We start from the raw sequence: 21,740 nt of genomic DNA on the forward strand, positions 1-21,740 counted from the left end.
GTTGACGAGGATGTCGAGCCCGCCGAAGGTGTCGATGGCCTGCTGCACCATGGCGCCGGCCTGCTCGAAGTCGGCGACGTCCGCGCCGTTCACCACGGCCTGGCCGCCCATCGCCTCGATCTCGGCGACGACCTGGTGGGCCGGGGAGTCCTCCTTCTCGCCGTTGTTCGAGACGCCGAAGTCGTTGACGACGACCTTGGCGCCCTGGCGGGCGAGCTCGAGGGCGTGGGCGCGGCCGATGCCACGACCGGCGCCGGTCACGATCGCGATGCGGTTCTCGAGAAGTGCCATGGGGATCACCCTTCGTTGGAGTCGGCCGCGTCACCGGCGGCGTGGTTGAGGACGTACTGGAAGACGGGGAACTCGCCGCCGCCGTGGCACTCCACGGTGGCGCCGGAGACGTACGAGGCGAGGTCGCTGGCCAGGAACAGAGCCGTGTTGCCCACCTCGCGGGGGGCGGCCATCCTGCCCAGCGGGATGGTCTCCTCGATCGCGGCGACCGTGGCGTCGCCGCCGTAGTGGTCGGCGGTCTGCTCGGTGCGGCACAGGCCGACGGTGATCGCGTTGACGCGCACCTGCGGCCCCCACTCCATCGCCAGCGACTGCGTGAGCGAGTCGACGCCGGCCTTGGCGGCGCCGTACGCGGCCGTGCCCGGCGAGGGGCGGGTGGCGCTGATGGAGGAGATGTTGACGACCGAACCGCCGGTCTCCTGTCCAGCCATGACCCGCTGCGCGGCCTGGGCGACGAGCAGCGGGGCGGTGAGGTTGAGCCCGAGGATGCGGTCGTGCAGGCGCGGCGAGGCGTCGGCGGCCAGCGCGTACGGCGCTCCGCCGGCGTTGTTGACCAGGACGTCGAGGCGGCCGTGGGTGGCGACGATCCCGTCCACCATCGCTTGCACCGACTCGGGGTCGCGGACGTCGCAGACCACGTGGGTGGTGCCGGGGACGGGATCTGCGACCTCGGAACGCGCGCAGGTCACGACCGTGGCGCCCGCTTCGACGAACGCCTCGGTGATGCCGGCGCCGATCCCGCGGGACCCGCCGGTGACCAGGACGACCCGGCCGTTCAGGTCAATGGTGATGGACATGCTGGTAGGCTACCAAGCAAACGTTTGGTTGTGTGGAGTTGGGCCGTTCACCGCTCTCCCCCACCGCTGCGAAAGGTTGCACGCATGGCGATCACCTCCGAGTTGCGCGAGGACCACATCCGCGTCGTCACGATGGAGCACGGCAAGGTCAACGCCCTGCCCGTCTCCGACTGGTTCGGCGTGGGCGAGGCCCTCGACGAGGCCGGCCGGGACCCGCAGACGCACGTCGTCGTGCTGCGCGCCGAGGGCCGCGGCTTCAACGCGGGCGTCGACATCAAGGAGATGCAGAACACCACCGGGTTCGACGCGCTGCTGGGCGCCAACGCCGGCTGCTACGCGGCCTTCAAGGCGATCTACGAGTGCCCCGTCCCGGTCATCGCCGCGGTCAACGGCCACTGCATCGGCGGCGGCGTCGGGCTGGTCGGCAACGCCGACGTGGTCGTGGCCAGCGACGACGCGTACTTCAGCGTCCCCGAGGTCAACCAGGGCGCCCTCGGTGCGGCCACGCACATGGCCCGCCTGGTCCCCCAGCACATGATGCGCACCCTGTACTTCACCGCCGGCCGCATCCCGGCCACCCAGCTCGAGCAGTACGGCTCGGTGTACCGCACCGTCCCGCGCGCCGAGCTGGACGAGGCGGCCCTGGAGATCGCACGCACCATCGCGTCCAAGAACCCCAAGGTGATCCGGGCGGCCAAGGAGGCCATCAACGGCATCGACCCGGTCGACGTGAACAAGTCGTACCGGTTCGAGCAGGGATTCACCTTCGAGCTCAACCTGAAGGGCGTCGCCGACGAGCTCCGCGACGACTTCGCCGGGACCAGCAAGGCGTCCGGCGCCGGCCAGTGAGCCCGCGCCCCCACGTACGAGGCAAGGAAAGGAACTCCGCATGAAGCCCCGCAACAAGGAGATGACCATCGACCAGGTGGTCGAGCAGCTCTCCGACGGCATGACGATCGGCATCGGGGGCTGGGGCCCCCGCCGCAAGCCCATGGCGCTGGTCCGCGCGATCCTGCGCAGCGACCTCAAGGACCTCACCATCGTCTCCTGGGGCGGCGCCGACGTCGGCCTGCTCGTCGAGGCCGGCAAGGTCCGCAAGCTGGTCTACGCCTTCGTCTCCCTCGACTCGGTCCCGCTGGAGCCCAACTTCCAGGCGGCCCGTCAGAACGGCACCATCCCCGAGGTCTGCGAGTGGGACGAGGGCATGTTCCAGACCGGCCTCAAGGCGGCCGCGGAGCGCCTGCCCTTCCTGCCGATGCGCGCCGGTCTGGGCTCGGACGTCCTGGTCAACAACCCGGACCTCAAGCTCGTCACCAGCCCGTACGCCGACGAGAACGGTGACCTCGAGGAGCTCGTCGCCGTCCCGGCGCTCAAGCTCGACGTGGCCCTGGTCCACATGAACCGCGCCGACGTGCACGGCAACGCCACGTACCTCGGCCCGGACCCGTACTTCGACGACCTGTTCTGCATGGCCGCCGACAAGGCGTTCGTCTCCTGCGAGCAGATCGTCGACACCGCCGGCCTGACCGTCGACACCCCGGTCCAGCGCGTGCTGCTCAACCGGATGATGGTCGCCGGTGTCGTGGAGACGCCCAACGGCGCCCACTTCACCACGTGCTCGCCCGACTACGAGCGCGACGAGAAGTTCCAGCGCCACTACGCCAAGTCCGCCCAGGACCCCGAGGCGTGGGCCGCGTTCAAGGAGCGCTTCCTCTCCGGCGACGAAGCCGCCTACCAGGACGCCGTCAAGGCGTTCCACGCCGAGCAGGCCTGAAGGAGATCGAGACATGACTGACGTCAGCAACGACATCACTCGCGCAGAGGTCTGCGCCGCCGCCATCGCCGACGCGTTCGCCGAGGACGGCGAGATCTTCGGCTCCCCGATGGGCACGCTGCCCATGCTGGGTGTCCGTCTGGCCAAGCTCACCTCCAACCCCGACCTCGTCCTCTCGGACGGCGAGTCGCTCTTCCTGGCCGGCGTCCCGCCGCTGTTCGCGAAGGGCGACGTCGTGGAGGGCTGGATCCCGTTCCGCCGCGTCTTCGACGTCGTGGCGTACGGCAAGCGCCACGTGATGATGGGCGCCACCCAGGTGGACAAGCACGGCAACCAGAACATCTCCGCCATCGGCGACTTCGCCCAGCCCAAGCGCCAGCTCCTCGGCTCGCGCGGCGCCCCGGGCAACACCGCCAACAACCGCACGTCGTACTGGGTGCCGAAGCACTCCACGCGCGTGTTCGTGGAGAAGGTCGACATCGTCTCCGGCGTGGGCCCCAAGCTGGCCAAGGAGGCCGGCCCGGGGGCGTCGAAGTACAACGACATCCACCGGATCGTCTCCAACCTGGGCGTCTTCGACATGGGTGGCGCCGACGACACCATGCGGCTGCTCTCGGTCCACCCCGGCGTGACGGTCGAGGAGGTCGTGGAGAACACCGGCTTCGAGCTGGAGATCCCGGCCGAGGTCCCCGTGACCCGCGAGCCGTCTCCCGGTGAGCTGATGATCATCCGCGAGATGCTCGACCCCAAGAACATCCGCGACCGCGAGGTCCCGCCCGTCACCGCCGGGGGCGCGCAGTGATCGAGCAGCAGCTCCGTACGCCGCTGACCGAGCTCACCGGCATCAAGCACCCCGTCGTCCAGACCGGTATGGGCTGGGTCGCCGGTCCGCGCCTGGTCTCGGCCACCGCCAACGCGGGCGGCCTCGGCATCCTGGCCTCGGCCACGATGACCAAGGACGAGCTGGAGAAGGCGATCGTCGAGGTCAAGGGCCGCACCGAGGCCCCGTTCGGCGTCAACCTGCGCGCCGACGCTGCCGACGCTCCCGCGCGCTGCGAGCTGCTCATCGAGTACGGCGTCAAGGTGGCCTCGTTCGCTCTGGCCCCCAAGCCGGAGCTGATCGCCAAGCTCAAGGAGCACGACATCGTCGTGATCCCCAGCGTGGGCCTGCCCAAGCACGCGCAGAAGGTCGCCTCCTGGGGCGCCGACGCGGTGATGATCCAGGGCGGCGAGGGCGGCGGGCACACCGGCGCCACCCCGACGACGCTGCTGCTGCCGTCCGTGCTGGACGCCGTCGACATCCCGGTCATCGCCGCCGGTGGCTTCTTCGACGGGCGTGGCCTCGCGGCCGCGCTCTCGTACGGCGCCGCCGGCATCGGCATGGGCACTCGCTTCCTGCTGACCTCCGACAGCGCGGTCCCGCAGGCCGTCAAGGAGCTGTACCTGACGTACGGTCTCGACGGCACCGTGGTGACGGCCAAGGTGGACGGCATGCCACACCGCATGCTGCGCACCAAGCTGGTCGAGGAGATCGAGGCGGGCTCGTCGCTCAAGCGCCTCGTGCCCACGCTCAAGCGCACCCTGGAGTTCAAGGAGACCTCCGGGATGTCGTGGCGCGAGCTGCTCGTCGACGGGCGCGAGATGCGCAAGGCGCAGGGCCGTACGGTCCAGCAGATCGCGCTGGCCGCCAACACCCCGATGATGCTCAAGTCCGGCCTCGTCGAGGGCGACACCAACGCGGGCGTGCTCGCCTCGGGCCAGGTCGTCGGCCTGCTCGAGGACCTGCCGTCCTGCGAGGAGCTCATCGAGCGCGTCGTGACCCAGGCAGCCGCCGAGCTGCGGCGGGCCTCGGCCTCGCTGGTCTGAGATCCACGCTCCACCACGTGCTGCGGTCCGGTCGCTGAGGCGGCCGGACCGCAGCACGTTGTCGTTCACGTACGACGATCTGGCCGTACGAACGACCAAGGGCCGCCAACCCCGCGGGGTTGGCGGCCCTTGGTCTCGACAGGCTCGACCAGCGGGGGTCAGGCCCCTCCTGCGAACGTCAGAGACGCTCGATGATGGTCACGTTGGCCTGCCCGCCGCCCTCGCACATCGTCTGCAGGCCGTAGCGGCCGCCGGTGCGCTCCAGCTCGTTGAGCATGGTGGTCATCAGACGGGTGCCGGTGGCGCCGATCGGGTGGCCCAGCGCGATGCCGCCGCCGTTGACGTTGACCTTCTCGTGCGGGGCGCCGATCTCCTTCATCCAGGCCAGGACGACGGAGGCGAACGCCTCGTTGCACTCGAAGAGGTCGATGTCCTCGACGTCCATGCCCGCCTTGGCCAGCGCGTGCTTGGTGGCCGCGATCGGACCGGTGAGCATCCAGATCGGATCGTCACCGCGCACCGACAGGTGGTGGATGCGGGCACGCGGGGTGAGGTTGTGGTCCTTCACGCCCTGGGCGGAGGCGATCAGCATGGCCGAGGCGCCGTCGCAGATCTGCGAGGCGACACCGGCCGTGATCCAGGAGCCCTCCTCCAGCGGGTTGAGGCCCGCCATCTTCTCCAGCGAGGTCTCACGCGGGCACTCGTCGGTCGTGAAGACGCTGCCGTCGGCGAGGGTCACCGGGGCGATCTCGTTGTCGAAGCGTCCCTCGGCGATCGCGGTGAACGCACGCTGGTGCGAGGCCAGCGCGAACGCCTCCATCTCCTCGCGGGTGGTGTTCCACTTCTTGGCGATCATGTCGGCGGAGGCGAACTGCGAGACCGGGACGTCGCCGTAGCGGGCGTTCCAGCCCGGCGACTCGGCGAACGGCGTGGTGAAGCCGAACTGGTCGGCGACCATCATCGCGGCGGAGATCGGGATGGAGGACATGTTCTGCAGCCCGCCGGCGACGACCAGGTCCTGGGTCCCGGACATGACGCCCTGCGCAGCGAAGTGGACCGCCTGCTGCGACGACCCGCACTGGCGGTCGATGGTCACGCCGGGCACGTTGTCGGGCAGCCCCGCGACGAGCCACGCCGTACGCGCCACGTCGCCCGCCTGCGAACCGATCGTGTCGCAGCAACCCATGATGACGTCGTCCACGGCCGAGGCGTCGATACCGGTGCGCTCGACGAGCGACTTGAGCACGTGGCCGCCGAGGTCGGCGGAGTGCGTCGAGGCGAGCGAGCCGCCGCGCTTGCCGACCGGCGTGCGGACGGCGTCGACGATGAAGGCTTCGTTGATGGTCATTTGCTGATCCCGTCGAGAATGATGGACAAGTACTGGTCGGCGACGTCACTGTGCGTCAGCTGGCCGCCCGGGCGGTACCACCGCACCGCGACCCAGACGGTGTCGCGGACGAAGCGGTAGACGAGCTCGAGGTCGAGGTCGTCGCGGAAGAGCCCGTCCGCGACACCGTCACGCAGCAGCGTCATCCAGAGCTGGCGGGACTGCGCGTTGCGCTCGGCCAGGTAGGCGAAGCGTTCGGACTGGCCGAGGTGGTCGGCCTCGTTCTGGAAGATCGCCACCTCGTGCGGGTGGCGCTCGATGGCAGCGACGGAGGCCCTGATCGCCTGCTCGAAGCGGGTGCGCGCATCCGCTTCGCTGGCGAGGATCTCGTCGTACTGCCCGAACAGCTCGTCCTGGAACGAGCTGAGGATCTCGTCCACCATCGACTCCTTGGAGTCGAAGTGGTGGTAGAGGCTGCCCGAGAGGATCCCGGCCGCGTCCGCGATGTCGCGGACGGTGGTGCGCCGGAACCCCTTCGTGGCGAACAGGGACGCCGCGATGGCCAGGAGCTCCTCGCGCCGTCCCCCGTTCGCGACCTCACGCATGCTGGCTGCTCGCGGAGATGACCTCACCCGTGAGGTACGACGAGTAGTCCGAGGCCAGGAAGACCATCACGTTGGCGATCTCCCAGGGAGCGGCGGCGCGGCCGAAGGCCTCCTTGCCCTTGAGCTCGGCGAGCAGCTCGGGGCTGGTGACCTTCTCCAGGAAGGGGTGCATGGCCAGGCTCGGCGAGACCGCGTTGACGCGGATGCCGTACTGCGCCAGGTCGGCCGCGGCACCGCGGGTGAGCGCCTTCACGCCAGCCTTGGCCGCCGCGTAGTGGGACTGACCGTCCTGGAAGCGCCAGCCGATGACGGAGGAGTTGTTGACGATGACACCCTTCTTGCCCGCGGCCACGAAGCGCTTGCCCGCCTCGCGGATGCAGCGCATGGTGCCGGTCAGGGTGATGTCGAGGACCAGGTTCCAGGTCTCGTCGGGCATCTCGAGGATGTCGTTGGTGCCGCCGAGACCGGCGTTGTTGATCGCCACGTCCACGCCGCCGAACTGCTCGGCGGCGTCGTACAGGGCGACGACGTCGGACTCCTTGGTCACGTTGCACACGATCGACGCGACGCGCTCGGCGCCGAACTCGGCTGCCAGCGCCTCGTGGGACTCGGCCAGACGACGCTCGTGGGTGTCGGAGATGACGACGGCCTTGCAGCCCTCCTCCAGCACCTTGCGGGCCGCGGCGGCACCGATGCCGGCGCCGGCGGCGGCGGTCACGACGACGACCTTGCCGGCCAGCAGGCCGTGTCCGGGCACGTAGTCGGGGGTGGGCTGCTCGGGGCGGTGGGTGGTCATGTGGGTCCCTTCTTGGGTGGTGGAGGGAGTCAGCCGCGCGCTTCGCGCGGTAGGCCCAGGACTCGCTCGGAGAGGATGTTGCGCTGGATCTCGTCGCTGCCGCCGTAGATGGTGTCAGCGCGGGTGAACAGGAAGAGCCGCTGCCACTGGCTCAGCTCGTAGTCGCCGGACTCGACCGTGAGTCCCGCAGGACCGGCCACCGCCATGGCGAGCTCGCCGAGGTCCCGGTGCCAGTTGCCCCAGACGAGCTTGGCGATGGACTCCGCACCCTCGGCCGGGTCGTCGAGGCTGCGCAGCGCGTTGGCGTGCATGACCGACAGGCCGACCTTGGCCTGGACGAGGCGGTCACGCAGGACCGGGTCGTTGATCGAGCCGTTGGCCTTGGCCAGCGCGATGATGTCGTCCAGCTCGCGGGCGAAGCCGACCTGCTGGGCCAGCGTCGAGACACCACGCTCGAAACCGAGCAGCGCCATGGCGACGCCCCAGCCCTTGCCCGGCTCGCCCACGACGAGGTCCGCAGCCGTACGGGCGCCGGTGAAGAACACCTCGTTGAACTCCGAGCCACCCGTCAGCTGCTCGATCGGGCGTACCTCGACGCCGGGCTGGTCGATCGGCACCAGCAGGAACGAGAGCCCCTGGTGACGAGCGGAGCCGGCCTCGGTGCGGGCGACCACGAAGATCCAGTCGGACTCGTGGGCGTTGGAGGTCCACACCTTCTGACCGTCGATCACCCACTCGCCGCCGTCGAGGCGGGCGCGGGTGGCGACGTTGGCCAGGTCGGAGCCGGCGCCGGGCTCGGAGTAGCCCTGGCACCACAGCTCCTCGACGGCGCGGATCTTGGGCAGGAAGCGCTCCTGCTGCTCGGGCGTGCCGTACGCGATGAGGGTCGGGCCGAGCAGCTCCTCGCCGAGGTGGTTGACGCGTGCGGGCGCGTCTGCCCGGGCGTACTCCTCGTGGAAGATGATCTGCTGCTCGAGACTCAGGCCACGGCCACCGTGCTCGACGGGCCAACCCACGCAGGTCCAGCCGTGCTGGGCCAGGTAGCGGTTCCAGGCCAGCCGTTCCTCGTGCGCCTCGTGGTCCCTGCCGGCACCTCCGAGGCCGCGCAGGGCGGCCCACTCACCGGTGAGGTGGTCCTCCAGCCACTGGCGGATCTCTGCGCGGAAGGTCGCGTCCTCGTTCGACTCCATGGTGGTAGTCTACCAAGCAACCGTTTGGTTGGTAGGACCTGAGTCATGTGAGGAGTCGGCGAGATGAACAACCCGCCCACGACGGAGGCGATCTCCACGCTCCCGGCGGCCCTGCGAGCGGCTGCCGCCGCGTACAGCGATTCTCCCGCGTACGTCGAGGGCGGCGTGGCGACCAGCTTCTCCTCCCTCCTGGACCAGGTCCGCGACGTTGCTCGCGGATACGTCGCCCACGGCCTCCAGCCGGGCGACCGCGTGGTCCTCTGGGCCCCGAACAGCGTCGAGTGGGTCGTCGCCGCGCTGGCGACCACGTACGCCGGCGGAACCCTCGTGCCCGCCAACTCGCGCTACACCGGCAACGAGGTCGCTGAGCTCGTCGACCGCACGACGGCCCGCCTCGTGGTCGTGCTCGACGGCTTCCTCGGCAAGACCCAGGCCGCCGACCTCCGAGCGGCCTCGGAGCTCCCCAGCGTGTCCGCCGTGCTCGAGCTGGCAGACCTCGCCGCGGTGGCCACGGCCGGGGCGGACGTCCCGATCACCGAGATCGAGGCACGCGCCGACGCGGTCACCGCCGACGACGTCGCCGACATCCTCTTCACCTCCGGCACCACCGGCAAGCCGAAGGGCGCCATGTCGGCCCACCGCCAGACCGTCGGCGTCGCCCGCGCGTGGGCCGCGTGCGCCGGCGTCGGGCAGGGCGACCGCTACCTCGTGGTGAACCCGTTCTTCCACTCGTTCGGCTACAAGGTCGGCATCGTCACCGGGCTGCTCACCGGCGCGACCCTCTACCCCGTCGCCACCTTCGACGCCCCCGCGCTCCTGGAGCTCATCGCGAGCGAGCGGATCACGGTGCTTCCTGGCGCCCCCACGATCTTCACGTCGCTGCTCAACGTCCCCGACCGCCAGGCGTACGACATCTCGTCGCTGCGCGTCGCAGTCATCGGCGCGGCCTCCATCCCGGTGGTGCTGATCGAGCAGATGCGCGCGGCCGACGGGCTCGCGATCGAGCGGGTCGTCAGCGCCTTCGGCATGACCGAGGCCGTCGTCACCACGATGTGCCGCGGCGACGAGAGTGCCGAGACCGTCGCCACGACCAACGGCCGTGCCATCGACGGCATGGAGACGCGCATCTCCGAGGAGAACGGTGAGCTCCTCGTCCGCGGCGAGTACGTGATGCTCGGCTACCTCGACGACCCGGAGGCCACCGCCGAGGCGATCGACGCCGACGGCTGGCTGCACACCGGGGACGTCGGCGTGCTCGACGAGGCCGGCAACCTCAAGATCACCGACCGGATCAAGGACATGTACATCTCCGGCGGCTTCAACGTCTACCCGGTCGAGGTCGAGCAGGAGCTCGCCCGCATCGACGGGGTGGTCGAGGCCGCCGTCGTCGGCGTTCCCGACGAGCGGATGGGCGAGATCGGTCGCGCGTACGTGGTGCGGAACGCCGACATCACCGCCGAGGACGTGATCGCTCACGCGAAGTCCCGGCTGGCCAACTTCAAGGTGCCCCGGGAGGTGGAGTTCATCGATGCTCTCCCCCGCAACCTCTCGGGCAAGGTGCTCAAGAACGACCTGCGCGCGCTGCGCGGCAAGGAGGACTCCTGATGGATCTCGACCTCACTGAGGCCGAACTGGCCTTCCAGGCCGAGGCCCGGGCGTGGCTGCAGGCGAACGTGCCTGCCGAGCCGCTCCCGTCCATGGACACCCCGGAGGGCTTCGCGGCCCACCAGGCGTGGGAGAAGAAGCTGTTCGACGCCCGCTGGGCCGTCGTCTCGTGGCCCGAGGAGGTCGGCGGTCGCAACGCGTCGCTGATCGAGTGGGTCATCTTCGAGGAGGAGTACTACCGCGCCGGCGCCCCCGGCCGCGTCTCCCAGAACGGCATCTTCCTGCTCGCGCCGATCATCTTCGACCACGGCACCCCCGAGCAGCAGGCCCGCTTCCTGCCCACCATGGCGAGTGGCGAGAAGGTGTGGGCCCAGGCCTGGTCCGAGCCCGAGGCCGGTTCCGACCTCGCCTCGCTGCGCTCGACCGCGACCCGCGACGACGCCCGCGGCGGCTGGCTGCTGAACGGCCAGAAGACCTGGTCCTCGCGCGCCGCGCTGGCCCAGTGGGGCTTCGGCCTGTTCCGCTCCGACGCCGAGGCCCAGCGCCACGCCGGGCTGACGTACTTCCTGTTCCCGCTCGACTCGGAGGGCCTCACGGTCCGTCCGATCCCGCAGCTGGACGGCGAGGCCGGCTTCGCGGAGCTGTTCTTCGAGGACGTCTTCGTCCCCGACGCCGACGTCCTCGGCGCCGTGGGTGCCGGCTGGAACGTCGCGATGAGCACCGCAGGCAACGAGCGCGGCCTGTCGCTGCGCTCCCCCGGTCGGTTCTGCGCCGCCGCGGACCGGCTTGTCGACCTGTACCGCGCCTCCGGTGAGCCGAGCGAGCACGGCAAGGGTGTCGTGGACGCGTGGATCAAGGCGCAGGCCTACCGCCTGTACACCTGGGGCACCGTGACCCGCCTGGCCGACGGCGGCGAGATGGGTACGGCCGGCTCGGTCAACAAGGTCTTCTGGTCCGAGCTCGACGTGGCCCTGCACGAGACCGCTCTGGACATCCTGGACGCCGAGGGTGAGGTCGAGTCCCGCTGGACCGACGGCTACGTCTTCTCCCTCTCCGGCCCGATCTACGCCGGGACCAACGAGATCCAGCGCAACATCGTCGCCGAACGAATCCTCAACCTTCCCCGTGAGCCGAAGGGTGCCGCCCGATGAAGTTCGTCCCCACCGCCGAGCAGGCCGACTTCGCCCGTACGCTCGACGCCGTCCTGTCCGCCACCGACGTGGTCTCCGCGACCCGCGCCTGGGCCGAGGGCGACACCGCTGCCGGTCTCGACCTGTGGGGCAAGCTCGCCGAGCAGGGCGTCCCGGCCCTCCTCGTCCCTGAGGACGCCGACGGCATGGGCGCCACCCCCGTCGAGCTCGTGATCGCGATGGTGGCCCTGGGCCGCCACGCCGTTCCCGGCCCCTGGGTCGAGTCGGCGGCGTACCTCCCCCGCGCGCTGGGCGACACCGCCGCACTCGGTGCCATCGCCGAGGGCACCCCGGCCACGGTCGCGGTCGCCCCTCAGGTGCCGTACGCGCTCGACGGGGAGGTCGCCGAGCAGGTGTACGCCGTCGTGGACGGCGTGCTGCGCTCCGCCACCGCCACCTCCTCGGTCACCTCCGTGGACGCCGCCCGCCGGCTGGCCACGGTCGAGGCTGGCGACGCGGTCGCCTCCGCCGACCTGGACCGGGCGTTCGACACCGCGGTGCTGGCCACCGCGGCCCAGGTGTACGGCGCCGGCGAGCGCCTCCTGGAGGAGGCCGTCGCGTACGTGAAGCAGCGTCGTCAGTTCGGCCGCGAGATCGGCTCGTACCAGGCGATCAAGCACCAGTTGGCCGACGTCCGGATCGCGCTCGACTTCGTCCGCCCGCTGCTCGACGGCGCGGCGCTGGCCGATGGGACCGCCACCTTCTCGCGCGACGTCTCCGCGGCCAAGGTGGCCGCCAACGAGGCTGCCTACCTCGCCTCGCGGGTGGCGCTGCAGGTGCACGGCGCCATCGGCTACACCGCCGAGCTGGACCTGTCCCTGTGGATCCTCAAGGTCCGCGCGCTGGTCGGCGCCTGGGGCACCACCACCTTCCACCGCGCCCGGGTGCTCGAGGCGCTCGTCGCCGGAGAGGGAGCAGCCTGATGGAGCTGAGCCGTACCGAGGAGCAGGCAGAGCTCGCCGCCATCGTCCGCGGACTGCTCGAGAAGCGCTCCGACGCCGGCGCCGTGCGCGCCGCGATCGAGTCCGAGGCCGGGTACGACACCGCCCTGTGGGCCACCCTCGCGGAGGAGATCGGCGCCGCTGCGCTGAACATCCCCGAGGAGCTCGGCGGCGCCGGGTTCACCATCGCCGAGTCGCTGGTGGTGCTGGAGGAGCTGGGCCGCGCCCTGGCCCCCTCTCCCCTGCTCGGCACCGTGATCGCCGTCGAGGCCCTCGTCGCGTCGGGCGCGGGCGAGGCCGCCGAGCGTCTGCTGGGCCGGATCGCCGAGGGCGCTGTGGCGTGCGTGGCCCTCGGCCCCGACAACGTCGTCAACGGCTCCTCCGCCGAGGTCGTGCTGGCCGTCGTGGACGGGTCGCTGGTCGAGGTGGACCCCTCGGTCACCCGCACGAGCACCCCGGCCGTGGACCTGACCCTCGACCTGGCCACCCTCGACCTGGCCGGCGCGAGCACCACCGTGCTGAGCAGCGACCCGGCCGTCGTGGACCGCATCCGCGACGTGGCCGTGGTCGCCGCGGCCGCCGTCCAGGTGGGCACCATGCAGCGCGCCCTGGACGACACCGTCGAGTACAGCAAGCAGCGCGTCCAGTTCGGGCGGGTCATCGGCTCCTTCCAGGCGCTCAAGCACCGCATGGCCGACATGCTGGTGCGTCTGGAGATGTCGCGCTCCGCGCTGCTGGCCGCCTCGTGGGCGCTGTCGACCCACGCCGAGGACGCCTCCGAGCGCGCCGCGGTGGCGGGCTCGTACGTCTCGGAGTCGCTGTGGTCGGTGGCTGGCGAGATGGTCCAGCTGCACGGCGGGATCGCGATCACCTGGGAGCACGACGCCCATCTCGTGCTCAAGCGAGCACACGCGCTGGGCACCGTGTTCGGCCAGGCGCACGAGCACCGGGCCCGCATCGCCGTCTGAGCTGCTCCTCCCAGGACGTGAAGAACCCCCGCCGGTCACACCGGCGGGGGTTCTTCTGTGCTGGGTCAGCTGTTGGTGGAGCGGTACTTCCCGCGGAAGTACAGCAGCGGGTCGACGTCGCCGCCGACCCCGAGGTCCACGACCTTGCCGAGCACGATGTAGTGGTCACCGGCCTCGTGGATCTGGTGCACCGTGCAGTCGACGTAACCCACGGCGCCACCCAGGAGCGCCGAGCCCGACTGTGACACGGTCCAGTCGACGCCGGCGAACTTGTCCTCCACGTTGCGGCTGGCGAACGCGTTGGACACCCCCTCCTGACCGTCGGCGAGGAAGTTGACGCAGAAGTGGCCCGAGCGTCGGATCGCCGCGAAGGCGCGCGACTGCTTGGTCGGCAGGAACGCCACCAGCGGCGGGTCCAGGCTCACGCTGGTGAACGACTGGCAGGTCAGCCCCTCGGGCTTGCCGTCCAGGACCGTCGTGACGACCGTGACGCCCGAGCAGTACTGCCCCAGGACGTCACGGAACAGACGCGCACGGGCCTGCTCCTCCTCGTTGTCGACCTGGACGGTCTCGCCGGGGCGGACCTCGACGTCGTGCGGGAAGTTGCCCAGGAACGAGTCGATGAGCTCGCGGCTGGGCCAGGTCTCCCGGGCGTCGGGCGACATCCCGTCAGGCATGTTGGCATCCACCTGGTCAGTCTCCACCATCGTCAGTTGCCGCCGAAGACGTGTCCCCAGTAGGAGACCGCGGTGGACTCGCGGGCGACCCACCGGTTGTCGTCGACCCGCAGGCCCTCGGTGCCGAACTCGACGTCGAACCCGGCGGGCGACTTCACGTAGAAGGACACCATCTCGTCGTTCATGTGGCGGCCCAGCGTCGCGGACAGGTTGAACCCGTTCTTCCGGACCCGCTCCAGGGCACGGCCCACGTCGTCCAGCTTGTCGACCTCGAACATGATGTGGACGCACTTTGCGGCGTCCGCGCCCGGCATGATCGTGAAGGCGAGCGAGTGGTGGCGCGGGTTGATGCCGAGGAAGCGCAGCCAGACCTTGCTGCCCGGCTCACGACCGACGAACTCACCCGGCATGCTCATCGAGTCACGCAGGCGGAAGCCCAGCACCTCGGTGTAGAACTTCAGCGCCTCCACGTCGTCGGCGACCGGCACCACGATGTGGCCCATGCCCTGGTCGCCCGTGACGAACGTCGAGCCGTACGGGGTCACCGTGGGGTGCTTCTCGTAGGTGATGCCGTGGAAGAGCTCGAAGGTGTTGCCGAACGGGTCGCTGAAGCGGATGAACGCCTCGACCCGGCGCTCGGCCAGCTCCTCGGGGGTCCCCTCCTCGAACGCGACACCGGCCGCCGTGAGGTGGTCGCGGGCGGCCTGCAGCGCCGGACCGTCGGCCATCTCCCAGCCGCAGACCTCGAGGCGGTCGACCTCGGAGGGAAAGACCACCAGACGGGCCGAGACGGCGTCGGTGCGGTAGTACAGGTTCTCGGGGTTGGGACCGCGTCCCTCCATCAGCCCGAGCACCTTGCCGGCGAAGAGACGCCAGCGGTCGAGGTCGGTGGACGCGACCCGTACGTAGCCCATGGACTTGATGTCGATGGTCATTGGTTCTCCTAGATCTGTGTCTGCGGCGTCAGCCGCGCTCGACGTGGCGCTTGAGGAAGGCCGTGGCGACCTCGCGGAACTCGTCGCCCGCCTCGATCTGGGCCCAGTGGCCGCAGTTCGGGAAGACGTGCAGGGAGGCCTTCGGGATCTGCTTGAGCGCCACCATCGCGCCGTCCAGCGGATTCACCCGGTCCTCCCGTCCCCATGTGAGCAACGTGTGCTTGCGCAGGCGGTGCGCCTCGCGCCAGAGCATGCCGTCCTCGGCGGTCTCAGGGTTCCAGAAGGACATGCCCATCTGGGCCATCGCCTTCCGCGCACCGGGAGCGGTGGCGTCGGCGAACCGCTCCTCGACGAGCTCGTCGGTGACGAGGTCCTGGTTGACCACCATGGTGGAGATGAAGGCCCTCAGCGCCTCACGGCTCGGGTTGGCGCCGAACTCCATGAGGCGCTTGACGCCCTCGGTGGGGTCGGCGTGGAACAGGTTGAGCGACAGCCCGCCCGGCCCCATCAGGATGAGACGGCCCACCCGGTCGGGGTGGTCCAGGGCGAGCCGCATGGCGGTCCCACCTCCCAGGCTGTTGCCCAGGAGGTGGATCCGCTCGATGCCGAGCTCGTCGAGCAGGGAGACCACGTGGTCCGACGCGTGGCGGTAGTAGTTGCCCACCACGTCCGGCTTGTCCGACCCCCCGAACCCCGGCTGGTCGACCAGCAGGGTCCGGAAGTCGGCAGCGAAGCCGGGCAGCGCCGCGCCGAAGTTGGACCACGCCGAGGCACCGGGACCGCCACCGTGCAGCATGACCAGCGGCAGTCCGCCGCCGACCTCGGTCGGCTGCCCCGCCTCGTAGTAGTTGAGGGTGACGCCCCGGACCTGCGCGCTGCGGCGCACGTCCTCCTTCTCGAGAGCCTGGGTGACCAAGGTCAGTACATCCCCGGCTCGATCTTGTGGCCGAAGACCAGCTCGCCGTACATCTTGAGGGCGCGCTCCTGGTCGTTCGCTGCGTGCACGCGGCCGGCGCGGGAGTCGCGCAGCGCGCGCTGCAGGTACGAGCCCTCGGCCAGCGCGCGGCCACCCGACGCCTCGAAGAGGGTGTCGATGGCGCCGATGGCGCGGTGGGTGCCCAGCACCTGGTCGCGACGGACGCGCAGGCGCAGCTCGAGCGGGATCTGCTCACCCTTGGCGACCAGGGCCTGCTCCTCGCGGATGTTGTTCATCAGCAGCGCCCAGGCGGCGTCGATCTCGGAGGACGCGCGGGCGATGCGGACCGCGGCGAACGGGTCGGAGGAGGCCTTCTCGCCGGCGTACGCGGCGCGCACGCGGTTCTGCTGCATACCGATGTGCTCGGCGTACGCACCGGTCGCCATGCCGATGATCGGCGTGGTGATCGTGGTGGTGAACAGCGAGTGGAAGGGCAGCTTGTACAGGTCGGAGGTGTTCTGCTCCTGGCCCGGGCCGTAGCAGCGGCCGGTGTCGCTCATCGACAGGGTGAACGCCTCGGGCACGAAGTGCTCCTCGACGACGATGTCGTTGGAGCCGGTGCCGCGCAGGCCCAGCACGTTCCACACGTCGACGATCTCGTACTTGTCGCGCGGGATCATGAAGGTGCGGAAGTCGATGACCTGGCCCTCCTCGTTGAACACGAGGCCGCCCAGCAGCACCCAGGTGGCGTGCGCGGAGCCCGAGGAGAAGGCCCACTTGCCGGAGAGCTTGTACCCGCCGTCGACCTTCACGGCCTTGCCGGTGGGGGCGTAGGAGGAGGAGAGACGCGTGTTGGTGTTGCTGCCCCACACGGCCTGCTGGGCCTCGTCGGGGAACAGGGCCACCTGCCAGGGGTGGACGCCGAGCACCGAGGAGATCCAGCCGGTGGAGCCGTCAGCGGCGGCGATCTCGCGGACCGCGGTGTAGAACGTCACCGGGTCGGCCTCAAAGCCGTCGAAGCGCTTGGGCTGCAGGAGGCGGAAGAAGCCGGTCTCCTCGAGCTCCTTCACCGACTGCTCGGGGACCTGACGCAGGCGCTCACCCTCGTCGGCGCGCTCACGGAAGCCGGGCAGCAGATCGCGAACTGCGTCAAGGACCTTCTCGGACATGGTGCATCTCCTGTTCTGGAGGACTGGGTACTCCAATATTAGAACACGTTCTAGTTCGCTCGTCCACGGCCGACTCGCCAGTTCTAGAACCTGTTACAGTTTCGCCCATGAAGGACACCTACGACGTCGTCGTTGTCGGCGCCGGTGGAGCAGGCATGTCTGCCGCCCTCGCCGCCGCGAAGCAGGGCCTGGACGTGGTCCTGGTCGAGAAGAGCGAGTACTTCGGCGGCTCCACGGCCCGCTCCGGCGGCGGCGTGTGGATCCCCGGCAACTACGCCCTCAAGGCAGCCCGGCAGGTGGATCCCGGTGATCGGGACGCCGCCAAGCTGTACCTGGACTCGATCGTCGGTGACACGGTGCCGAAGGTGCGCCGCGACACCTACATCGACCGCGGCCCGGAGGTCATGGACTTCATCCGTGACAACACCCCCGTGCGCTTCAAGTGGGTGCCCAACTACTCCGACTACCTGCCCGAGCAGCCCGGCGGCCGCGCCGCCGGCCGTTCGTGCGAGCCCGTGCCGCTGAGCGCCAACTTCCTCGGCGACGAGCTCAAGCGCCTGCACCCCGCGTACACGAAGGCCCCGGCCAACATGATCGTGACGCAGGCCGACTTCCGGAAGATGAGCCTGGGCCTGCGCAACTGGCGGGTCCCGTTCGTCGGCTTCAAGATCGCGCTGTCCAAGATGCTCACCACCCTGCTGGGCAAGAAGATGTACGCGATGGGCAACGCCATCGCCATCGGCCTGCGCCAGGGCCTGGTCACCGCCGGTGTCCCGGTAGAGTACGAGACCGCGCTGACCGACCTGCTCGTCGAGAACGGTCGCGTCGTCGGCGTCGAGGTGGAGAAGGACGGCCAGCGCCGCACGATCCGCGCCACCCGCGGCGTGATCCTCGGCAGCGGCGGCTTCGAGCACAACATGGAGCTGCGCGAGAAGTTCCTGCCCGCCCCGACCAACTCCGAGTGGTCCACCGGCTCGGCCAACAACACCGGGGCCGGCCTGGAGGCTGGCATCAAGGCCGGTGCCGCCACCGACCTGCTCGACGACGCCTGGTGGGGTCCCACGATCCCGCTGCCCGGCCGCGCATGGTTCTGCCTGGCCGAGCGCAACCTCCCCGGCTCGATCATCGTGAACTCCGCCGGTGAGCGCTACATGAACGAGGCGCTCCCCTACGTCGAGGCCACGCACGCGATGTACGAGGCCCACCGCGAGGGCGCCACCACCGTCCCGTCGTGGATGGTCATGGACCAGACGTACCGCAACCGGTACATCTTCGCCGGCCTCTCCCCCAAGCAGCCGTTCCCCGGCCGCTGGTACAAGGGTGGCGTCGTGAAGAAGGCCGACTCGGTCGCCGCGCTGGCCGCCGAGATCGAGGTCCCGGCCGAGGCGCTGCAGGCGACGCTGGACCGGTTCAACGGCTTCGCCGACACCGGTGTCGACGCCGACTACGGCCGCGGCGAGAGCGCGTACGACAAGTACTACTCCGACCCGACCGTGAAGCCCAACCCGTCGCTGCACCGGATCGAGAACGGCCCGTTCTACGCCGTCAAGATCGTCCCGGGCGACCTGGGCACCAAGGGTGGCCTCGTCACTGACGAGCGCGCCCGCGCGCTGCGCCCGGACGGCACCGTCATCGAGGGCCTGTACGCCGCCGGCAACGTCTCGTCGGCCGTCATGGGCAACACGTACGCCGGTCCCGGCGCCACCATCGGCCCCGCCCTCGTGTTCGGCTACCTGGCCGCCGAGGACATCGCCCGCACCTCGAAGGAGACCGTCTGATGCCGATCGACGCTTCCGTCGCGATCGGGGCCCAGCTCCCCGACCGCACGTTCACGTGGGCCGAGTCCGACGTGCTGCTGTACCACCTCGCGCTGGGTGCTGGTTCCCGCAAGGGCGACAACCTGGACCCCGCCGCCCTGCGCTACACGCTGGACGACGAGAACCTCCAGGTCCTGCCGTCCTTCGGTGTCGTGGCGCCGTCCTTCCACGAGACGAACCCGCCGCCGCTCGACCTCCCGGGCTGCGACATCGACCTGGCGCAGGTCGTCCACGGCGCCCAGGAGATCCGCGTCAACGGCCCGCTGCCGACGTCGGGAACCGCCACCCTCTCCACGCGCATCAGCGACGTGTGGGACAAGGGCAAGGCTGCCGTCATCTGGCAGGAGGGCGTCGCACGCTCCGAGTCCGGCGAGGAGCTGTGGACCGTACGGTCCTCGATCTTCGTCAAGGGCGAGGGCGGCTGGGGCGGCAACCGCGGCGAGGCCACCGCCGTCGAGATCCCCGAACGGGCTCCCGACGCCTCGGTCTCGTACGACGTGACGCCCCAGCAGGCGATGCTCTACCGCCTGTGCGGCGACCGCAACCCGCTGCACGCCGACCCGGCGTTCGCCAAGGGTGCCGGGTTCCCCGCGCCGATCATGCACGGCCTGGGCACGTACGGCATCGTCCTGCGCGAGGTCACCGACGCCCTGCTCGGCGGCGACGCCTCGAAGGTGGCCGCCTTCTCGGCCCGCTTCGCCGGCGTCGTGTTCCCCGGGGAGACGATCCACGTCGAGGCGTGGGACGAGGGGTCCGAGATCGTGGTGCGCGCCACCGTCGGCGAGGACCGCCGCCCGGCGCTGGCCGACTGCGTGGTCACCAAGGCCTGAGGCAGCGCCGCGCCTGCACGTGCAGAAGTCCCCGCTCAAGCGGGGACTTCTGCACATTTGGGCCTGTGCAAAGGGCTCGAGTCGACGCAGTGAACGACCGCCTGACCTACCTCGCACACCTCGCGACGCGGCCTCGGTTCGACGGCCACTTCAAACTACTCACCACCCCAGTCGCCGATCGCGACCCGAGAGTCAGCGGCGGGACGGAACGATCTCGGCTCACAAGAGCGCCAGGGAAAGAGCCGAATCCTCACCATGAAAAGGGCGAGGCAAACTCGTGGCGCGCCCATGGGCATTCCGTCGGAACCACACGAGACAGCCAACCGTCCGACACGTGAATCAGGGCGCAGTGGTCCGGACCACCTGGTCAACTCATGACATCCGATAGTCGGGAAGTGCTCCCATGTGCCCGATCCGTGAATGAACGATCCCGCAACGCTCTGGTCTGCAACCCACCACCGATGCCGAGCGAGAGGTTGACAATGCTGACCCTGACCAAAGCACCCCTCGTGATCCTGACTGCCGGAGTCACTTTGCTCGCGGCTACCCCAGCCGCACATGCCGTCGACCCCGACAACTTGGTCCCCACTGCGAACTACGACCATGACTGCCAGGTGGCGGCCATCTGCAAGACGGACAACGCCACTGTCACCTACTACATGGACTCCGGCGGCAGCAATGAACTTGAGGCAGGTGACAAGGCGTCCGTTCAGTGGGTTATCGACAATGAGTACGCTCCCACCGACCTCGTCATGAAGTATGATTCGGACCCGACATTCAGCGGTGATGCCGAAACCGACTGGTACATCGTCGAGGAAACAGTCTCTGGTGACGCCAACGGACGGGCAATTTGCAACGACGCCATCTGGTGGACCTATAAGTGTGACCAACACCACGTCAAGATCGAATCAGGCTTCTGGCAACACGGACTTGTGTGCCACGAACTGGGGCACGCCACTGGTTTCGTCCATGGCGACCTCGCGGCACCGACAGTAGCCAAGAGCAGCTCCGACAACGGGTGCAATAGAGACCCCGTACCTTCAACTGCTGGCTTGAACGCCAACCAAGTCACTCGAATCAACAACAACTAGTGAGGGGGACGTACCGTGACCAAGACACCCGTTCTTATCCTTGCTCTCGCCCTCTCAATGGCAGCATGCGGAACCACTCCAGCGCCCACGGAGCCCGACGTGATAAACGCACAACTCAGTGACCGCTTCCCGAACAGTACCGCCACTGACTGGGTTACCTACGGGGACGCAGTGGCAGTCGTAGAGGTCACAGAATCGCGACGCGGAGAACCCAGTGAAGACGCTCTCGAGATCGGCGAAGGGGACGTCCCGCGCACCGTCGAGTTCACGATCAAAGACATCGTGTGGGAGCGCCCTGAAGCTAGGCGTCTGCCTGAGTCGTTGGACTATCCAGCACTTGGCTGGCACTTCAAGAACGGTGCCGTCGAGGACGCTAAAGCCTTAGTCTCGGACGACCGCCCCCTGTTCCACGAGGGCCATCAGTACTTGGTCACCCTGGCGTGGCAGGACAGACGCTGCTACGAGGGTGACGGCGTCATCCCCGGACACTGGGTGGGGCTGGGTTCAGGAAGTTCTATCCCAATCACAGACAAGATCCTCGGCGTCGGTGAGTTCGGAGGCCAAGAGCAGGATCTGGAGGCCGCACAAACGATGGCCAAGGAACTCCCTCAAGACTCTGTCTTTGCACAGGTCGTTGGAGGCTCCGTGGATGACGTTCAGCATCTCCTCAACGACGCCAGCCCCACAAAGCGTGAGGACTTCGGGCCTTCACCCAGCGACTGCTGACGCGAACACCCTCAATTGAGGCGGCCAGTCGGGCCCCCGGGCCTCCCAAGCGCGACCGGGCGTGAGCCCCTTGAAGTCCACGTCCGCGGCCAGCACCGCGCGCAGGAGGTCGGCGTTGCGCTCGGCGACGGCACGGACGAAGCGGGGCGGTAGGATCGCTCATCCCTCCATTGCACGCCCGCCGGCCCGCCGGGGAAACCCGTCCGCCGGGGTGCGCCGACGGCCGCCG

The 21,740-nt window shown here is 69.4% G+C and carries 22 protein-coding genes; 12 read left to right on the top strand and 10 right to left on the bottom strand.

The genetic code is table 11. The features are described 5' to 3' along the window. Together ACI379_RS10585 and ACI379_RS10590 are read right to left on the bottom strand one after the other, a co-directional pair. Positions 1-291, bottom strand: a 291-nt coding sequence (locus ACI379_RS10585) for an SDR family NAD(P)-dependent oxidoreductase (protein WP_439792046.1), incomplete at its 3' end; no start/stop codon positions are given. A gap of 5 nt (positions 292-296) precedes the next feature. Then, positions 297-1,088: an SDR family oxidoreductase gene (locus ACI379_RS10590; RefSeq protein ID WP_439792047.1), complete on the bottom strand. Its 792-nt coding sequence runs from the start codon at positions 1,086-1,088 to the stop codon at positions 297-299. 84 nt (positions 1,089-1,172) lie between these two features. On the opposite strand from ACI379_RS10590, the gene ACI379_RS10595 reads away from it, so the two are divergent. From ACI379_RS10595 to ACI379_RS10610, 4 genes are read left to right on the top strand one after another with little or no spacing between them, the layout of a single operon-like run. Further along, positions 1,173-1,937: an enoyl-CoA hydratase family protein gene (locus tag ACI379_RS10595; RefSeq protein ID WP_439792048.1), complete on the top strand. Its 765-nt coding sequence runs from the start codon at positions 1,173-1,175 to the stop codon at positions 1,935-1,937. A gap of 40 nt (positions 1,938-1,977) precedes the next feature. Next, positions 1,978-2,862, top strand: a complete 885-nt coding sequence (locus ACI379_RS10600; protein ID WP_439792049.1) for a CoA transferase subunit A — start codon at positions 1,978-1,980, stop codon at positions 2,860-2,862. Between the two features lie 13 nt (positions 2,863-2,875). Then, positions 2,876-3,664 carry a CoA-transferase subunit beta gene (locus ACI379_RS10605; protein ID WP_439792050.1) on the top strand — a complete coding sequence of 263 codons (789 nt, stop codon included), beginning with the start codon at positions 2,876-2,878 and terminating at the stop codon, positions 3,662-3,664. Next, positions 3,661-4,728: an NAD(P)H-dependent flavin oxidoreductase gene (locus ACI379_RS10610; protein ID WP_439792051.1), complete on the top strand. Its 1,068-nt coding sequence runs from the start codon at positions 3,661-3,663 to the stop codon at positions 4,726-4,728. Before ACI379_RS10605 ends, ACI379_RS10610 begins: the two co-directional genes overlap by 4 nt. 178 nt (positions 4,729-4,906) lie before the next feature. On the opposite strand, the gene ACI379_RS10615 is transcribed toward ACI379_RS10610, so the two are convergent. Genes ACI379_RS10615 through ACI379_RS10630 form a run of 4 tightly spaced genes read right to left on the bottom strand, consistent with a single transcriptional unit; the run spans position 4,907 to position 8,646 of the window. Beyond that, positions 4,907-6,076, bottom strand: a complete 1,170-nt coding sequence (locus ACI379_RS10615) for an acetyl-CoA C-acetyltransferase (protein ID WP_439792052.1) — start codon at positions 6,074-6,076, stop codon at positions 4,907-4,909. Further along, positions 6,073-6,660, bottom strand: a complete 588-nt coding sequence (locus tag ACI379_RS10620) for a TetR/AcrR family transcriptional regulator (RefSeq protein WP_439792053.1) — start codon at positions 6,658-6,660, stop codon at positions 6,073-6,075. The genes ACI379_RS10615 and ACI379_RS10620 overlap by 4 nt, the downstream gene beginning before the upstream one ends. After that, on the bottom strand, positions 6,653-7,456 hold the full coding sequence (locus ACI379_RS10625; protein ID WP_439792054.1) for an SDR family oxidoreductase: 804 nt from the start codon (positions 7,454-7,456) through the stop codon (positions 6,653-6,655). The genes ACI379_RS10620 and ACI379_RS10625 overlap by 8 nt, the downstream gene beginning before the upstream one ends. 29 nt (positions 7,457-7,485) lie before the next feature. Then, complete coding sequence (locus ACI379_RS10630) at positions 7,486-8,646, bottom strand: acyl-CoA dehydrogenase family protein (protein ID WP_439792055.1); 1,161 nt, start codon at positions 8,644-8,646, stop codon at positions 7,486-7,488. A gap of 63 nt (positions 8,647-8,709) precedes the next feature. Here ACI379_RS10630 and ACI379_RS10635 point away from each other — a divergent pair, with 63 nt between their 5' ends. Genes ACI379_RS10635 through ACI379_RS10650 form a run of 4 tightly spaced genes read left to right on the top strand, consistent with a single transcriptional unit; the run spans position 8,710 to position 13,350 of the window. Next, entirely contained in the window at positions 8,710-10,251 is a 1,542-nt protein-coding gene (locus ACI379_RS10635; RefSeq protein ID WP_439792056.1) for a FadD3 family acyl-CoA ligase, read from the top strand. Beyond that, positions 10,251-11,402, top strand: a complete 1,152-nt coding sequence (locus ACI379_RS10640) for an acyl-CoA dehydrogenase family protein (protein WP_439792057.1) — start codon at positions 10,251-10,253, stop codon at positions 11,400-11,402. The genes ACI379_RS10635 and ACI379_RS10640 overlap by 1 nt, the downstream gene beginning before the upstream one ends. After that, positions 11,399-12,364: an acyl-CoA dehydrogenase family protein gene (locus ACI379_RS10645; RefSeq protein WP_439792058.1), complete on the top strand. Its 966-nt coding sequence runs from the start codon at positions 11,399-11,401 to the stop codon at positions 12,362-12,364. The genes ACI379_RS10640 and ACI379_RS10645 overlap by 4 nt, the downstream gene beginning before the upstream one ends. After that, a complete protein-coding gene (locus tag ACI379_RS10650) occupies positions 12,364-13,350 on the top strand; it encodes an acyl-CoA dehydrogenase family protein (protein ID WP_439792059.1) in 987 nt (328 codons plus the stop codon). The genes ACI379_RS10645 and ACI379_RS10650 overlap by 1 nt, the downstream gene beginning before the upstream one ends. Positions 13,351-13,415: 65 nt before the next feature. On the opposite strand, the gene ACI379_RS10655 is transcribed toward ACI379_RS10650, so the two are convergent. From ACI379_RS10655 to hsaA, 4 genes are read right to left on the bottom strand one after another with little or no spacing between them, the layout of a single operon-like run. Then, the gene (locus ACI379_RS10655) at positions 13,416-14,027 is read right to left on the bottom strand and encodes a flavin reductase family protein (protein ID WP_439792060.1); all 612 of its coding nucleotides are present in this window, start codon (positions 14,025-14,027) and stop codon (positions 13,416-13,418) included. 32 nt (positions 14,028-14,059) lie between these two features. Next, the gene (gene hsaC, locus ACI379_RS10660; protein ID WP_439792061.1) at positions 14,060-14,962 is read right to left on the bottom strand and encodes an iron-dependent extradiol dioxygenase HsaC; all 903 of its coding nucleotides are present in this window, start codon (positions 14,960-14,962) and stop codon (positions 14,060-14,062) included. Positions 14,963-14,990: 28 nt separating this feature from the next. After that, positions 14,991-15,878 (bottom strand): 4,5:9,10-diseco-3-hydroxy-5,9,17-trioxoandrosta-1(10),2-diene-4-oate hydrolase, encoded by an 888-nt coding sequence (hsaD, locus tag ACI379_RS10665; protein ID WP_439792062.1) that lies wholly within the window; start codon positions 15,876-15,878, stop codon positions 14,991-14,993. Between the two features lie 2 nt (positions 15,879-15,880). Continuing rightward, a complete protein-coding gene (gene hsaA / locus ACI379_RS10670) occupies positions 15,881-17,047 on the bottom strand; it encodes a 3-hydroxy-9,10-secoandrosta-1,3,5(10)-triene-9,17-dione monooxygenase oxygenase subunit (protein ID WP_439792063.1) in 1,167 nt (388 codons plus the stop codon). A gap of 107 nt (positions 17,048-17,154) precedes the next feature. Here hsaA and kstD point away from each other — a divergent pair, with 107 nt between their 5' ends. From kstD to ACI379_RS10690, 4 genes are all read left to right on the top strand, one after another. Then, on the top strand, positions 17,155-18,825 hold the full coding sequence (kstD, locus tag ACI379_RS10675; RefSeq protein ID WP_439792064.1) for a 3-oxosteroid 1-dehydrogenase: 1,671 nt from the start codon (positions 17,155-17,157) through the stop codon (positions 18,823-18,825). After that, complete coding sequence (locus tag ACI379_RS10680; protein ID WP_439792065.1) at positions 18,825-19,694, top strand: MaoC/PaaZ C-terminal domain-containing protein; 870 nt, start codon at positions 18,825-18,827, stop codon at positions 19,692-19,694. Before kstD ends, ACI379_RS10680 begins: the two co-directional genes overlap by 1 nt. Positions 19,695-20,176: 482 nt before the next feature. After that, positions 20,177-20,785 carry a hypothetical protein gene (locus ACI379_RS10685; RefSeq protein ID WP_439792066.1) on the top strand — a complete coding sequence of 203 codons (609 nt, stop codon included), beginning with the start codon at positions 20,177-20,179 and terminating at the stop codon, positions 20,783-20,785. Positions 20,786-20,800: 15 nt separating this feature from the next. Beyond that, the gene (locus ACI379_RS10690; RefSeq protein WP_439792067.1) at positions 20,801-21,511 is read left to right on the top strand and encodes a hypothetical protein; all 711 of its coding nucleotides are present in this window, start codon (positions 20,801-20,803) and stop codon (positions 21,509-21,511) included. Positions 21,512-21,740 lie beyond the last annotated feature (229 nt).

Origin of the sequence: Nocardioides sp., assembly GCF_051876515.1 — a bacterium.
Taxonomy (GTDB): Bacteria; Actinomycetota; Actinomycetes; order Propionibacteriales; family Nocardioidaceae; genus Nocardioides.

Excerpts from the sequence above, each read along its gene's own strand:
- ACI379_RS10615 (WP_439792052.1), bottom strand. The coding sequence starts at position 6,076 with ATGACCATCAACGAAGCCTTCATCGTCGACGCCGTCCGCACGCCGGTC.
- hsaC (WP_439792061.1), bottom strand. The coding sequence starts at position 14,962 with ATGACCATCGACATCAAGTCCATGGGCTACGTACGGGTCGCGTCCACC.
- ACI379_RS10685 (WP_439792066.1), top strand. The coding sequence starts at position 20,177 with ATGCTGACCCTGACCAAAGCACCCCTCGTGATCCTGACTGCCGGAGTC.
- hsaA (WP_439792063.1), bottom strand. The coding sequence starts at position 17,047 with ATGTCCGAGAAGGTCCTTGACGCAGTTCGCGATCTGCTGCCCGGCTTC.
- kstD (WP_439792064.1), top strand. The coding sequence starts at position 17,155 with ATGAAGGACACCTACGACGTCGTCGTTGTCGGCGCCGGTGGAGCAGGC.
- ACI379_RS10630 (WP_439792055.1), bottom strand. The coding sequence starts at position 8,646 with ATGGAGTCGAACGAGGACGCGACCTTCCGCGCAGAGATCCGCCAGTGG.
- ACI379_RS10600 (WP_439792049.1), top strand. The coding sequence starts at position 1,978 with ATGAAGCCCCGCAACAAGGAGATGACCATCGACCAGGTGGTCGAGCAG.
- ACI379_RS10605 (WP_439792050.1), top strand. The coding sequence starts at position 2,876 with ATGACTGACGTCAGCAACGACATCACTCGCGCAGAGGTCTGCGCCGCC.
- ACI379_RS10650 (WP_439792059.1), top strand. The coding sequence starts at position 12,364 with ATGGAGCTGAGCCGTACCGAGGAGCAGGCAGAGCTCGCCGCCATCGTC.
- ACI379_RS10620 (WP_439792053.1), bottom strand. The coding sequence starts at position 6,660 with ATGCGTGAGGTCGCGAACGGGGGACGGCGCGAGGAGCTCCTGGCCATC.
- ACI379_RS10595 (WP_439792048.1), top strand. The coding sequence starts at position 1,173 with ATGGCGATCACCTCCGAGTTGCGCGAGGACCACATCCGCGTCGTCACG.
- ACI379_RS10655 (WP_439792060.1), bottom strand. The coding sequence starts at position 14,027 with ATGCCTGACGGGATGTCGCCCGACGCCCGGGAGACCTGGCCCAGCCGC.
- ACI379_RS10625 (WP_439792054.1), bottom strand. The coding sequence starts at position 7,456 with ATGACCACCCACCGCCCCGAGCAGCCCACCCCCGACTACGTGCCCGGA.
- ACI379_RS10635 (WP_439792056.1), top strand. The coding sequence starts at position 8,710 with ATGAACAACCCGCCCACGACGGAGGCGATCTCCACGCTCCCGGCGGCC.
- ACI379_RS10640 (WP_439792057.1), top strand. The coding sequence starts at position 10,251 with ATGGATCTCGACCTCACTGAGGCCGAACTGGCCTTCCAGGCCGAGGCC.
- ACI379_RS10590 (WP_439792047.1), bottom strand. The coding sequence starts at position 1,088 with ATGTCCATCACCATTGACCTGAACGGCCGGGTCGTCCTGGTCACCGGC.
- ACI379_RS10645 (WP_439792058.1), top strand. The coding sequence starts at position 11,399 with ATGAAGTTCGTCCCCACCGCCGAGCAGGCCGACTTCGCCCGTACGCTC.
- ACI379_RS10680 (WP_439792065.1), top strand. The coding sequence starts at position 18,825 with ATGCCGATCGACGCTTCCGTCGCGATCGGGGCCCAGCTCCCCGACCGC.